Origin of the sequence: Cognatazoarcus halotolerans (genome assembly GCF_009800965.1) — a bacterium.
Taxonomy (GTDB): Bacteria; Pseudomonadota; Gammaproteobacteria; order Burkholderiales; family Rhodocyclaceae; genus Cognatazoarcus; species Cognatazoarcus halotolerans.
The window spans coordinates 183,665-196,938 of sequence record NZ_WUAF01000001.1 but is presented as its reverse complement, the minus strand read 5'-3'; the positions used below and the strand labels follow the sequence as shown (position 1 = coordinate 196,938).

Sequence of the window (13,274 nt, the reverse complement as noted above, 5' to 3'; positions counted from 1 at the left end):
TCAGCTTCCTGCGAGCATGCTCATCACGGCCATGCGGACCGCGATACCAAAGGTCACCTGGGGCAGGATCACGGCCTGGCCACCATCCGCAACCGCCGAGTCGATTTCGACGCCACGATTCATCGGGCCCGGATGCATCACGATCGCGTCCGGTCTGGCTCGCGCCAGCTTCTCCATGGTCAGCCCCCAGACCTTGAAGAATTCCTGCGGGCTCGGAAGCAATGCGCCGTTCATGCGTTCGTTCTGGAGACGCAGCATCATCACCACGTCTACATCCTTCAGCCCTTCGTGCATGTCGTTGAAGACACGCACGCCCATGCGTTCGACGTCGGTGGGCAGCAGCGTACGCGGTGCGATGACCCTGACTTCCGGCACACCCAGCGTCGTCAGCGCCGCGATCTGCGAGCGAGCCACGCGCGAGTGAAGAACGTCGCCAACAATCGCGACCGTCAGATTGTGAAAATCCTTTTTGTAGTGCCTGATGGTGAACATATCCAGCAGGCCCTGGGTGGGGTGGGCATGGCGACCATCCCCCGCATTCACCACGCGGATATGGTGGCGGCCGGTATTGTGCAGGTGCTCGGCAATCAGGTACGGGGCGCCACTGGATTCATGGCGTACCACGAACATGTCGGCCTGCATTGCGCAGAGGTTGTCCACCGTATCGAGGAGGGTCTCGCCCTTCTTGGTCGATGAGGTTGCAACGTTGAGGTTGATGACGTCTGCGGACAGGCGCTTCGCAGCGATCTCGAAGGTCGTGCGGGTGCGCGTGGAGTTTTCGAAGAAGACGTTGAACACGCTCTTGCCGCGTAGCAGCGGAAGCTTCTTGACCTCACGTTCAGCGACTTCCGTAAAGGGTTCGGCGGTATCGAGTATCGCGGTGAGCACGCTCTTCGGAAGACCGTCGAGCGATAACAGATGCTGCAGTTCGCCGTGTTCGTTGAGTTGAGGATTACGCATTGATCAGCCCCAGCTCGAGTTTGCCGGATGGGTTGCGCTCGAGCTGAAGGCTCTGGTCGGCAGCAAGCGGTTCGGCAAGTGTATGGGCGCAGTAGCGGGCAGCGATCGGTAACTCGCGGCCGCCGCGGTCGACCAGCACGGCGAGATCCACGCGTGACGGTCGTCCATAGTCGAACAGCTCGTTCAGCGCGGCGCGAGTGGTACGTCCGGTATAGAGGACGTCGTCCACGATTACGATAGGCGTGCCGTCGACGTCGAAGGGAATGCCGGAACGCTGTGGTTGGGGGTGGAGTCCCTTGGAGCCATAATCGTCGCGATAGAAGGACACGTCGATGCACCCCAGCGGTTGGGTGAGGCCCAGTGCCTTGTGAAGGCGTTCGGCCAGCCACACGCCACCGGTGTGTATGCCGACCAGTGCCGTATCGGCGGTCATGTTGGGGCGCATCTGCTCCACTAGAGCATGGAGCATGGACTCTGCGTCAGGAAGTTGCATTGTGCGTGACGTCCAGAAAGTGTTGCAGGATGACTTGCGCGGCAACCGCGTCGAGTACGGGTTTGCGATTCTGCCAGCTTTTCCGGCCAGCGCTTCGAAGTTCGGTTTCGGCCTGGGCGGAGCTGAATCCTTCGTCGATGAGCGCGACCGGGATATTGAAACGGCCATGCAACTGATTGGCAAAGCGTCGACAGCGGCGCGCGGTCGCGTGCTCGACCCCGTCAACGCTTGCCGGTAGCCCGACCACCAGTCCGACCGCCTGCCATTCGGCAATCAGTCGGCCAATATGCTCGAAGCGGGCCGCGTTTGCCTCCGTCGAGATCGTTTCGAGCGGGTGCGCCTTGCGGGTTTCGAGTTCTCCGGTTGCGACACCTATGCGGGCCAGTCCGAAATCGAAGCCAAGCAGGGTACCGCGCCCGTCGGGAAAGAAAAGCGCGGTGCCGACGATCTCCGGCTCAGGCATGACCGGCAACGTCCGAGAGCCGTGCATAGTCGATGCCGAGCAGCTGCATGGTGGCGGCAAAACGCTCCTCGGGCGGTGTTTCGAAAATGATTGCCATGTCTGCCGGAACCGTCAGCCAGGCATTCTCGGCGAGCTCCTGCTCGAGCTGCCCCGCTGACCATCCCGCGTAGCCGAGGGCGACGAGCACTTCGTGTGGCTCACCGGCGCTGCCAAGTGCCTGGAGGATGTCTTTGGAGCTGGTCATTGCCACTTCATCGGCTACCTTGAGGCTGGAATGCCAGTCTCCCGCGGGGCGATGCAGTACGAAACCGCGGTCGGTCTGTACCGGGCCGCCGAAGAATACCGGCAGACCTGCAATGTCAGCCGCGTCGAGCGGAAGATCGATGCGCTCGAAGAGTGTTGCCAGTGTCATGTCGATCGGCCGGTTGATGATGATGCCGAGTGCGCCCTGTTCGTTGTGTTCCGCGATGTAGGTGACGGTGCGGGCGAAGTTTGGGTCGGCCATGGCAGGCATGGCGAGCAGGAAGTGATGGGTGAGATTGCTGGTCGGGCTGATCATGGCACTCATTTTACGCCAAGGTCCGCCAAAAGATGCGGGCCGGAGCCGACTCGCGGGCGCTGCGTATCGGAAGGTCCGGCACGGCACGAAAATTCGGATCGCTATCGCGCATTCAGGGTAGGTTGGGGCGATGGGCGTGGCATGAGGTGTGGCTTGCAGTGTCGTCTCCCTTGGGGTGCCCTGGAGCGGAACGCGCTGCCGCTGGCGTATGCTTTGCCTGCTCCGATGCGCCCCGCAGTCGTATCGGGATGACTTTTGCCGGGAGGTAATGAACTTGATCCGTAGCGAATCCGCGCTGGTGTGGTTCCGGCGCGACTTGCGCGTCGATGACCACGCCGCACTCAGCCATGCCCTTCGCGACTATCGCAAGGTTTACTGTCTGTTCGTCTTCGATACCGAAATACTCGAGGCTCTGCCGCGACGCGACGATCGGCGTGTCGAGTTCATCCGCGAGAGCCTTGTCGAGCTCGATCGTGGCCTGGATGAACTCTCTCGCGGCGCCGGGGGAGCCGGCAGCGGATTGACGGTGCTTCACGGCGCGGCCCGTGATCTGGTTGCCGCGACTGCATTCGAGCTGGAGGTGGATGCGGTGCTGTGCAACCGGGACTATGAGCCGTCGGCAATCGAGCGCGACGCAGACGTCGCGGAGAGGTTGCGGACACGAGGCGTCCGCTTTATTCAGTTCAAGGATCAGGTGATCTTCGAGAAGAGCGAGGTGCTTACCCAGAGCGGCACGCCCTTCACCGTGTTCACGCCCTACAAGCGAGCATGGCTCAAGGCGCTCGAAACGCAGCCTCCAACGCCATTTCCGGTGGCACCACGTGCCGCCGCGCTGGCACCAGGGGCAGGCGGTGGCGTGCCTGCGCTGCAGGCGCTCGGCTTCGAACCGACCAATCTGAGCGAACTCGCACTGCCCTGCGGCATGTCGGGGGGGCGGCGCCTGCTCGAGGATTTTCGCGGGCGTATCGATCATTACAAGGTTGCACGGGATTTTCCTGCTCGCAAGGGCGTGTCCTACCTGTCGACACATCTGCGCTTCGGCACGATTTCGATCCGCAGGCTGGTCAGTGAGGCGCTCGGTGCGGGTAGTGAGGGCGGGGATACGTGGCTGTCGGAGCTGATCTGGCGGGATTTCTACGAACAGATCCTGTGGCACCATCCACACGTGGTCGAGCGCAGCTTCCGGTCGGCATTCGACCGCGTCGAGTGGGTGACCGACCCGGCCGGATTCGCCGCCTGGTGCGAGGCGCGGACCGGTTATCCGATCGTCGATGCGGCGATGCGCCAGATCAACCAGACGGGCTACATGCACAACCGCCTGCGCATGATCGTCGCCTCGTTCCTTACCAAGGACCTTGGCATCCACTGGCGGTCCGGAGAGCGCTACTTCGCGGAGCATCTGAACGATTTCGACCTCGCGGCCAATAACGGCGGCTGGCAGTGGGCCGCATCGACCGGTTGCGACGCCCAGCCGTGGTTCCGCATCTTCAATCCGGTGACCCAGTCCGAGCGATTCGACCCGCGGGGGGGATTCATCCGGCGCTACCTGCCCGAACTTGCCAACGTACCCGACCGCTTCATTCACGCGCCATGGACCATGTCGCCGGTGGACCAGAGCGCCGCCCGATGTCGCATCGGCAGTGATTATCCCCTGCCGATCGTCGATCATGCGGAGGCGAGGAAGCGAACGCTGGAGCGCTTCGAGGTGGTTCGCGCGGATGGGCAGGACGCGGTCTGAGTCTTCGATGGGCGCCGGGCCTATACTGGGCGCTTCAAGTTGCCGGACCTTCGCCATGCCAGTCGATTTCCCCCTTCACTCCGAGACGCTTGCAATTCATGGTGATGCCGGTGTCGAGGATCTTGCCGATATTGCGCCCGCGATCCACCCAAGCTCCACTTTCCGGGCGAGATCTGCGAGCGAGTTTGCGGAAATCGCGACCGGTGACCGGCCGATGCGCTTTTACACGCGCTATGGCAACCCGACCGTTGCGCGGGCCGAGCGCGTGATTGCCGGGCTCGAGGGAAAGGCCGCGGCGCTGTTGCTCGCCTCGGGCATGGGTGCGATTTCGACCACGGTACTGGCCAACGTGTCGGCGGGCGATCACATCGTGGCCCAGAGCGCCCATTACATGGGCACCACGCGTCTGCTGGCGGATCTGTTGCCACGTTTCGGTGTGTCGGTCACGCAGGTCGATCAGACCGATCCTGCAGCCTTCGAAGCGGCATTGCGACCGGAAACCCGTCTCATGATCGTCGAGAGCCCGTCGAATCCGACACTTGCGATTACCGATCTGGCTGCCGTCGCCGCAACCGCCCGGGCGCGCGGCATCACGACCGTGGCCGACAACACCTTCGCCTCGCCGATCAACCAGCGACCGGGCGACCACGGCATCGATCTGGTGGTGCATTCCGCAACCAAATACCTCGGCGGCCACAGTGATCTCGTCGCCGGTGTGGTCTGCGGGGACGAGGCGGCGGTGCAGAAGGTGTGGGAGCACGCCATCGTGCTCGGCGCAAGCAGCAATGCGTTTGATGCCTGGCTGCTGTTGCGTGGGCTGCGCACCCTGCCGTTGCGGGTGGCGCGCCAGTGCGAGAGCGCATTGACGCTTGCCCGCGCGCTCCAGGCGCATCCGGCGGTGGCACGGGTTCACTACCCGGGCCTCGAGTGCCATCCGCAACATGCCCTTGCCCGTCGACAGATGAAGGGTTTCGGCGGGGTGCTGAGCATCGAGCTGGCCGGTGGCTACGATGCCGCGAAATCCCTGGTCGGGCGCTTGCAGCTGGTGGCGAACGCGGTGAGTCTCGGTGGTGTCGAGACGCTTGCCGTTCATGCCGCCTCGGTCTGGGAAGGCTCTCTCAGCATCGCCCAGATCGAGGCTGCCGGCGTGTCGACGGCGCTTGTAAGGATTGCCGTAGGGCTAGAACATCCGGAGGATCTGGTGCGTGATTTCGAACAGGCCCTGGCTGTTTGAATCGGATCGGGCCGTTACGCTCAGCCGTGTGACGGTAGCGGCGCGTAGCCGCGGATCAGCGCCAGCAGTTCCTCTTCCTGGTAGGGTTTGCCGAGATAGTGGTCGACGCCGATCTCGCTCGCATATTGCCGATGCTTGTCGGCCAGACGCGAGGTGATCATGATGATCGGCAGCCTCGCGAGCCGCTCGTCGGCACGGATGTTGCGCGCCAAGTCGAAGCCGTCCATGCGCGGCATCTCGATATCCGAGAGGACCACATCGGGCACCGCTTCGAGCAGGCGCTCCAGTGCATCGACGCCATCCTTGGCGGTCACCACCCGGTAGCCTTCCCGTTCGAGCAGGCGGCCGGTGATCTTGCGTACCGTGAGTGAGTCGTCCACCACCATGACCGTCGGTTGATGTTCCGGAGCGACCGCGACCGCGGGAAGCTCGGGGCCGTCGTCTGCGGCTTCGATGTCGCTGCGACTGGCCAGCGCGACCGGGTTGAGGATGAGGACGATCTCGCCATCGCCCAAAACCGTGGCGCCCGAAATCCCGACGATGCGGGCAATGTGCGGCCCCGCGTTCTTGATCACGACCTCCTGGTTGCCCCGCAGTGCGTCGACGTGCAGCGCAAGCGTCTGGGCGCCGGCACGCAGCAGCAGAACCCAGTTGAACTTGTGTATTTCGGGGCGGGTTTCCCGGTCGCCCAGCAGGCGGGGCAGATAGCGATAGCTGTAGCGTTCGCCGAGCCAGTCGGTGTGACCGGTGCTGCGCAGCGCCTCGAGCCCTTCTGGGCGAAGCTCCTGTACCTGGGCCACCATGCTTGACGGAATCGCGTAGCTGCGGCCAGCCGCTCGTACGAGCAAGGCCTGGGTGACGGCCAGGTTTACCGGCAGGTAGATGCGGAAGCGGGTGCCGCTGCCGGGCGTCGTGATGACGTCGATGCGGCCGCCCACGGCTGCGGTTTCGCTCTTCACGACATCCATGCCGACGCCTCGCCCGGAAACTGCAGACAGCGTGTGGGCAGTCGAGAACCCCGGCAGGAAGATCAGGCCGGTGAGACGTTTTTCGTCCACCATGTCGTCGGCCGAAATCAGGCCGCTTTCGAGCGCCCGTTCGCGGATCCGCTCGAGATTCAGCCCCGCGCCATCGTCGGCCAACTCGACCACGATCTCGTTGCCTTCCTGGGCAAGATTCATTGCGATCTGGCCGATCTCGGCCTTGCCGGCGCGGCGGCGCTGCTCTCCGGTCTCGATGCCGTGGGCGATGGCATTGCGCAAGAGGTGTTCGAGTGGTGCGGTCATGCGTTCGAGCACGCTGCGGTCGACCTCGATATTCCCGCTGCGGATGTCGAGCGTTGCCCGTTTGCCAAGATCCTTTGCGCTCTGGCGGACCACGCGGTGCAGGCGTTCGGCAATGCTGTCGAATGGCACCATACGGATTCGCATGAGGCCTTGTTGCAGATCGCGATTAAGGCGCGACTGGGCGTTCATCGCCGCTTCCGAGCCTTCAAGGTTGCGCAGCAGATTGTGCTGTACCGTGGTGACGTCGTTCACGCTCTCCGCCATCATCCGGGTCAGCTCCTGCAGCCGGGTGTAGCGGTCCATCTCGAGCGGATCGAAATCGCCATCACGCCCGCCGGACAGCGAGATGCGCGATTGCATCTGGCTTTCTGCCTGTATCTCGACTTCGCGCAACTGGTTGCGTAGCCGGATGACGTTTTCGGTGAGGTCCAGCAGCGATCGGCGCACCGTGCGCATTTCGCCTTCGATGCGGGTCCGGGCGATACCGATTTCTCCCGCCTGGTTGACGAACTGGTCGAGCAGTTCGGCGCGCACGCGCAGCGTGCCGCCCGTGCTCGCGATCGTCTCGTTGTCAGCGGCCTCGCCCATCGGCGCGGCCGCTGTGGCGGTTTCGTCACTTGCTTCGGCCGCCTCCGCGGTACCGCCGCCGGAAAGCAGATCCAGGCTGCGGGAAACCGCGTCGATTGTTTCTTCGAGCTCGTCGATGAAGGTTCCGTCGACCTGCGTCCGGTTCGTTTCCAGCCTGGTTTCGATGGCATGTACCGCCTCACCGAGGGTCATCGCGCCAGCCATGCGTGCGCTGCCCTTGAGCGTATGCAGCAGGCGCGCCAGATCGGTGTGGTGGGTGTCGTCGGCCGGCTCGCTGCGCCACTCGCGCAGACAACCGTACAGCTGGGTCAGCAGTTCGCTGCCTTCCTCAAGGAAAATCGGCAGCAGCTGGTCGTCGAGTTCGTCGTGAAGCACGGGGCTTGCCGGTGCGGGCTTGTCGATGGCCGTCTGGGTCGAACTGTCGGTAGCCATCGACGGTGGCACGAGCGCTTCGTGGTCTTCGTCGGGCAGGGTGGGCTCGCCGTACACCGGCAGGCGCTGCAGGGTGTCGAGCTGCTCTGCCAGCTCCGGGACCGGCAACGGCATGACCAGCTCGGCCACTTCGGCAAGCATCGCGTCGAGCGTGGTCGTGGCGCGGTACATGAGCTCGGCCTGTTCGCCGGTCGGCGGGCACTCGGCGTCTCGAAGCCTGAGCTGGGCCTGCTCGAGCGACTTGGCGAGCGTCTGCAAGGCATTGATCCGGGCAGTACCGGAAATTCCCGACAGGGTATGCGCTGCGCGGATGGACGGCTCGGCCGGGAGCAGCACCGGATTGGTCCGGAGTCTGTCGATCTCGACGCGCAGGGTACCCAGGTGCTGACGTGCTTCGGCAAGATAGAGATCCAGCAGGGGCCTCGACAGCGTCTGGTCGCCAAGCTGAACGGTATCGGGATCGGGGCGTGGTTCGGGTTCGGCTGGCGGTGCTTCGCCGGGCAGCTCCATTTCGACCGCCGTCGCCGCGGCGGCGCCATCCGAGGGCATGTCCTGATCGCCGTTGTCCGGCGGGCTGACGGGGGCTTCGTCGAGATCGAAAATCTCCAGTATCTCAACTTCGGCATCCATCGGCGCTTGCGTTTCGGCGGGAGGGGCGAAGTCGAGGTCGAGATCGAAGCGTTCGTCCTCGTTTCCGAAGGCGTCCAGGTCGAAACTGTCGACAGGAGGGGGCGGCGCGAACGCGTCACCCGCGTCGGTCGGGGCCGGCTCGGTCGCCTGCGCCTCCGGCGCAACGTCGACTTCCTCCAGGTCGGCGATGTCCTCCGTCCATTGGCTCCGCTCGAGGTCGACGAAATCGATATCGGTCTCGATCGAGGCGGCGTCGGAAGTTCCTTCTTCTGCGCGATCCTCGTCGGCAGCCGAGAGCGCGCGAGCGGAAAACTCGAGATCGGTCTCGACCAGGGCATCGTCAAGCTCACCGCCGTCGCCCACCTCGGCCTCTTGCTGCGGGCTGGATTCGTGCGGGGTCTGGAGCGGACTCTCGCTGTCCCGCAGGCGGCTTGCTTCCTCAAGCAGCGCGGCTGCGTTCATTTCCAGCGGTCCGCCGGATTCGAGCTGCGAAACCCAGGCCGTGAACAGTCCGTGGGCATCCCCGATGAGCTTGTGGAGCGCTTCGGTAGGTTCCCATTCCATCTGCAGCCAGCGGTTCAGGGTCTGCTCGAGACCCCATGCGGCATCGCCCAGCGCGAGGAGACCGACCATCCGGCCGCTGCCCTTGAGGGTATGAAAGCCGCGGCGGATGGTGGTGAGCGTCTCGCTGTTGGCTGGATTTCCCCGGGAAAGTTCGAGATGTCGAGCGATGCTGTCGAGAACCTCGTGGCTCTCTTCGATGAAGATATCGAGCAATTCCGAGTCGATCTCGGAATCGCTCGCGGTGAGCAAGTCTTCGGATGGCGGAGCCTGAAGCGGCGCAGCGGTGGGTGGCGGCGAGACGGCTTCCGCCGCCACCGATTCCATCGGTTCCGGTTCGGCGTGATCGTCGGTGAAGTCGTCGGGGGGGATCGTGATCCCGGGCGGTTCGGGTTGGGGGAGGGAGGCCGGCGCTTCGGCGATTTCGACAGCCTCTCCAGCGACAGGCAGGGCCTCGCGGGGGGCGGCCGTATCGTCGATGTCTGCCGCCGGCTGATCGGGATTCAGCAGTCGGTCGAGGTCAGCTTGGCCGCGTTGCAGTTCGCCAATGAAGAAACCCAGCGCCGACAGATGGTGGGCGAGGTATTCGTAGTCGTCCGTCTCGCTTTCGGTTGCGCCCTCGGCGAGGACCGCAATGCGTCCCGCGCAGTCTTTCACGACTTCGACGGCACGGCTCTCGCCGAGCAGGTTGAGCGCACCCTCGATCTGCTTGAGTGGGGTCTGCAGTGCCGGTAGCGCCCCACGCCGCTCGGGACGGCGGAAGAAGTCGTCGAGGGTCTGCTCGACCTGGGCCAGATTGACCTGCATCTCGCGCGAGAGCTGGCTGAGCGCCATGCGCTCCTGGGCCTGCAGCACCGCATCGGGAAGATCGCCTGTTGCCAGGTCCTGTACGTCGGTCTGGCCGGTGAGCGCTTCGAGCCGGGCTTCGCACTGTGCGACCTGCGATGCAAAGGCAGTATCGGGCACGCGCCCGGTATCGAGAGCCGTTTCGGCGAGCATGATCGCCGACGCCACCTCGAGCGCGAGCGCTTCGTCGAAGCGCAGCGGGTCCTGCCGCAACCACGACACCACCTCCGACAGCTTTCCCAAGAGTCGCCGGAATGCGGGGCGTCCCAGTGCTCCGCCGGCTTCGATGGTTCGCGCGAGCTCTTCCTCGAACTGCGGCAGGGCTACTGCGAGTCCGCCTGCAAAGCGGTCCCAGGTGTCGCGGGCCTCGGCGAACCGGGTACGCAACTGGGCCAGCAGCGGGCCGAGCGGTTGTTCGCAGAGGGCGGAGCCGGCCTCGGGGATCAGCTGGTCGAGTCGATAGAGCGTGCGGACCTGCGCGCCCGCGGCGCTGACCACGGGCGAAACCGCAAGCCTGTAGAGGACTTCGCGGTGGAACTGCAAGGGGGCGCTGACAGGCCCCGTGGCCATCTTGCGCAAATGTGCGTCGACCCGGCTGCAAATCTGCCGCGCTGCAGGGTCTCCGCGCAGCGCGCCTTCGGCCATGCTGTCGAACAGAGCGTGGACGCTCCACCAGAATGCACGGTTCGAAGGCAGTGCCTCGAGATTCTCGATCGCACTGGCGACGTCCGCCATCGCATGCGGGCCGTCAGCGGAATCGGCGTGCTTGATCAGTGAGAGCAGGCCCGCCTGGTAACGCGCCCGCAGGTGTTTGAGCTGCTGGCGCAGCTGGTCCGCCGCGTCGGCGGGTAGCGGCGCATCACGGCGCGGCAGGCGGGCGCCGAGATCGGGAAAGAAAAGCTCTGCCGCTGCAGGTTCGGTCACTCCTCGGGCAGTCGCAATCTCGCGCAGCAGCGGTAGCAGGCGCAGGGCCCGGTCGGGCACGCCGTGACTGAGTTCATCAAGGTAGTTGCCAAGTGCGGCGACACAGCGCAGGCACAGCGCGCTGATTTCTGGCGAATAGGGTCTTTCTTCGCGGGCGAGCTCTGCCAGCAGGCGGTCGAGGCCGTCGCTGAAGACAGTGAGGCCTTCAAGGCCGACGATGGCCAGTGCACCACGCACCTGGTGCAGATGGGTCTGCGCAAACTGCAGGCGCGCGCCGCGGTCCGGCGCGTCGACTGCTGCCTTGAGGGCCTCTTCGGCGCGTTCGAGGGCGAGGTCGATCTCGCCCTTCACCCATGCCAGCGGGCCGCTGTCCAGGTCGCTCGGAGAAGTCATCGTGCTGCCTCGTCGATTGGGTTACACCTTGAAGCCGGAAACCGAGCCCTTGAGCTCGATCGCGAGGTCTGCGAGCTGACCGATCGAAACCGCGGTCTGCTGGGTACCGATGGTGGTCTGCTCGGTGACGGCGAGAATTTCCTGCATCGTGCCGGCGACCTTGCCGGCGCTGCTTGCCTGGATCTGAGTGTCGGAAGAGATCTGTTCGATCAGGCGTGCCGCTTCGGTGGACACGTTGCCGATCTCGGTCAGCGCCTGACCCGCCGCGTCGGAAAGCTTTGCGCCTTCGACCACGTCACGGGTTGCGACTTCCATGGCCGCAACTGCATCGTGGGTGTCCGTCTGGATGGTCTTGACGATCGCTGCGATCTGCTTGGTCGCCTCGCCAGAGCGCTCGGCCAGTCGTTGCACTTCTTCGGCAACCACTGTGAAACCGCGTCCGGCCTCACCTGCAGATGCGGCCTGAATGGCGGCATTCAGTGCCAGCACGTTGGTCTGTTCGGTAATGTCGGAAATCAGTTCGACGATTTCGCCGATTTCCTGTGATGATTCGCCCAGGCGCTTGATGCGCTTCGAGGTTTCCTGGATCTTCTCGCGGATGTCGTTCATGCCGTGGATCGTGTTTTCGACCGCCGAGGCCCCCTTTCGCGCTGCGTCGAGCGAACGGCGGGCCACCTGGGCGGACTCGCGCGCGCGCTTCGAGGCTTCCGACATCGAAGACGCCATCTGCTTGACCGTGTCTCCGACGCTACGGATCTCGCCGGACTGTCGTTCGGCTGCCTCGAGCAGTTGCCGCGAGGTGCGCTGGGCCGATTCGGTGGCGCTGGTCACGCGGGTGGCGGCATCGTTGATCCGCCGCACCAGCACCGACAGCTCCTCGATCGTGTAATTGACCGAATCCGCAATCGCGCCGGTGATGTCTTCGGTCACGGTGGCACGGATGGTGAGATCGCCGTCGGCCAGATCGCCCATCTCGTTCATGAGCCTGAGAATGGCCTGCTGGGTGTGGTTCCGTTCGTGCTCGGCGCTGGCGCGCTGCTGCTCTGCCTCGCGGCGGCGCAGGGCAATGTCGTCGCGATAGATCTTGGCGATCAGCGTGAGCAGCACCAGCCCGGCCGCGCCACAAGCGATCAACAGCAGGGAGTAGAGATTGAAGCCGGTGGTCTTGGCACTGTAGCCATCGGCCAGTTGCTCCGTCTGGGCAAGCAGTTTGCCGGAGTCCTGGAATATCCGGCTCCCGGCGAGTTTCGCCTGGACCACCAGCTGGATGTTGCCGAGGATGCCGCCGATGGCGCCGAGGCTGTCCTGGCCGGCCTTGTCGAGTTCGGCAAGTTTGTCGCGGCTTTCCGTGTCGAGGCCCGACTGCTTGAGCTGGCCGAGCAGCTCTCGAAGGGTGTTGGTGTCCTTGCCGAGGACGAAGGCGACTTCCGGATCGACCGCACTGGCTATCTGCAGGGCACTGGCGTTCTTGGCGATGCGTTGGGTAAGGGTGACGACACGGTTGGCGGTGGCGACCTCGCGCGCACTCGCGCCGGCCTGCAGGCGAAGCGCGGCGAACTGTTCGGCAAGGGCCAGCAGCTGCGGATTGGCGTCGTTGATGAGCTTGACCGAGTCAGTCAGCGCAACGAGGTTCTTCTGCTGCGCGATCAGTTGCTGGGCGTTCTTGTCGGTGTTGTTCCATTCGGCAGCCAGAGCTTCGAGCTGTGGCGCCATCGCGGCAGGGCTTGCCGGGACGTTGCGTCCGTCAACCGTGCCGCCGGTATTCAGAGCCGAATAGAACCGTGCGAATGCGTCGCGGCTGCGGGAGAGTTCGCCGAACGCCTCGCTGTTGCCCTGCAGCGATTGTTGTGCCGCTTTGGCGATTTGCTGTGAAAGGGTGCGCATCTGCCCCGCCGCGTACACGTAGGTGGTGCCGTTCTGGGCGCCACGGATCTGCAGGACGAGCAGAACGAGAAAGGCAAGCAGGACCAGACCGAAGGCAGTGCCGAGCGTGCGCAGCTGATCGGAAACCGACTTGCCCGGAAGTGAGGGCGCCTTTGGCGGTGCGGCGCCGGAACCGGTGGCAAGCGAGGGTGCATCGTCCATGATCGTCGTGTCCCCGGAGGACAGCAGGGTGTTGTCGGGTTTCTGGAAGGGAAGCTTGAGGGCCATGTCAGCGGCTCCGTGC

At 64.4% G+C, this 13,274-nt stretch carries 8 protein-coding genes; 2 read left to right on the top strand and 6 right to left on the bottom strand.

Annotated elements, in window-relative coordinates; translation table 11 throughout:
- Genes GQB03_RS00950 through GQB03_RS00935 form a run of 4 tightly spaced genes read right to left on the bottom strand, consistent with a single transcriptional unit; the run spans position 1 to position 2,475 of the window.
- Positions 1 to 960 (bottom strand): aspartate carbamoyltransferase catalytic subunit, encoded by a 960-nt coding sequence (locus GQB03_RS00950; protein ID WP_159682930.1) that lies wholly within the window; start codon positions 958 to 960, stop codon positions 1 to 3.
- Positions 953 to 1,453, bottom strand: coding sequence for a bifunctional pyr operon transcriptional regulator/uracil phosphoribosyltransferase PyrR (pyrR, locus tag GQB03_RS00945; protein WP_159682928.1), 501 nt, complete (start codon positions 1,451 to 1,453; stop codon positions 953 to 955). Before pyrR ends, GQB03_RS00950 begins: the two co-directional genes overlap by 8 nt.
- A complete protein-coding gene (gene ruvX, locus GQB03_RS00940; protein WP_159682926.1) occupies positions 1,440 to 1,916 on the bottom strand; it encodes a Holliday junction resolvase RuvX in 477 nt (158 codons plus the stop codon). The genes pyrR and ruvX overlap by 14 nt, the downstream gene beginning before the upstream one ends.
- Complete coding sequence (locus GQB03_RS00935; protein ID WP_200832084.1) at positions 1,909 to 2,475, bottom strand: YqgE/AlgH family protein; 567 nt, start codon at positions 2,473 to 2,475, stop codon at positions 1,909 to 1,911. Before GQB03_RS00935 ends, ruvX begins: the two co-directional genes overlap by 8 nt.
- 268 nt (positions 2,476 to 2,743) lie before the next feature.
- Here GQB03_RS00935 and GQB03_RS00930 point away from each other — a divergent pair, with 268 nt between their 5' ends.
- Positions 2,744 to 4,213: a cryptochrome/photolyase family protein gene (locus tag GQB03_RS00930; RefSeq protein WP_159682922.1), complete on the top strand. Its 1,470-nt coding sequence runs from the start codon at positions 2,744 to 2,746 to the stop codon at positions 4,211 to 4,213.
- A gap of 55 nt (positions 4,214 to 4,268) precedes the next feature.
- Positions 4,269 to 5,447 (top strand): trans-sulfuration enzyme family protein, encoded by a 1,179-nt coding sequence (locus GQB03_RS00925; protein ID WP_159682920.1) that lies wholly within the window; start codon positions 4,269 to 4,271, stop codon positions 5,445 to 5,447.
- A 20-nt stretch (positions 5,448 to 5,467) separates the two neighbouring features.
- Here the strand turns inward: GQB03_RS00925 and GQB03_RS00920 are convergent, their stop codons facing one another.
- On the bottom strand, positions 5,468 to 11,107 hold the full coding sequence (locus GQB03_RS00920; RefSeq protein ID WP_159682918.1) for a hybrid sensor histidine kinase/response regulator: 5,640 nt from the start codon (positions 11,105 to 11,107) through the stop codon (positions 5,468 to 5,470).
- Positions 11,108 to 11,128: 21 nt separating this feature from the next.
- A complete protein-coding gene (locus GQB03_RS00915) occupies positions 11,129 to 13,258 on the bottom strand; it encodes a methyl-accepting chemotaxis protein (protein WP_159682916.1) in 2,130 nt (709 codons plus the stop codon).
- Positions 13,259 to 13,274 lie beyond the last annotated feature (16 nt).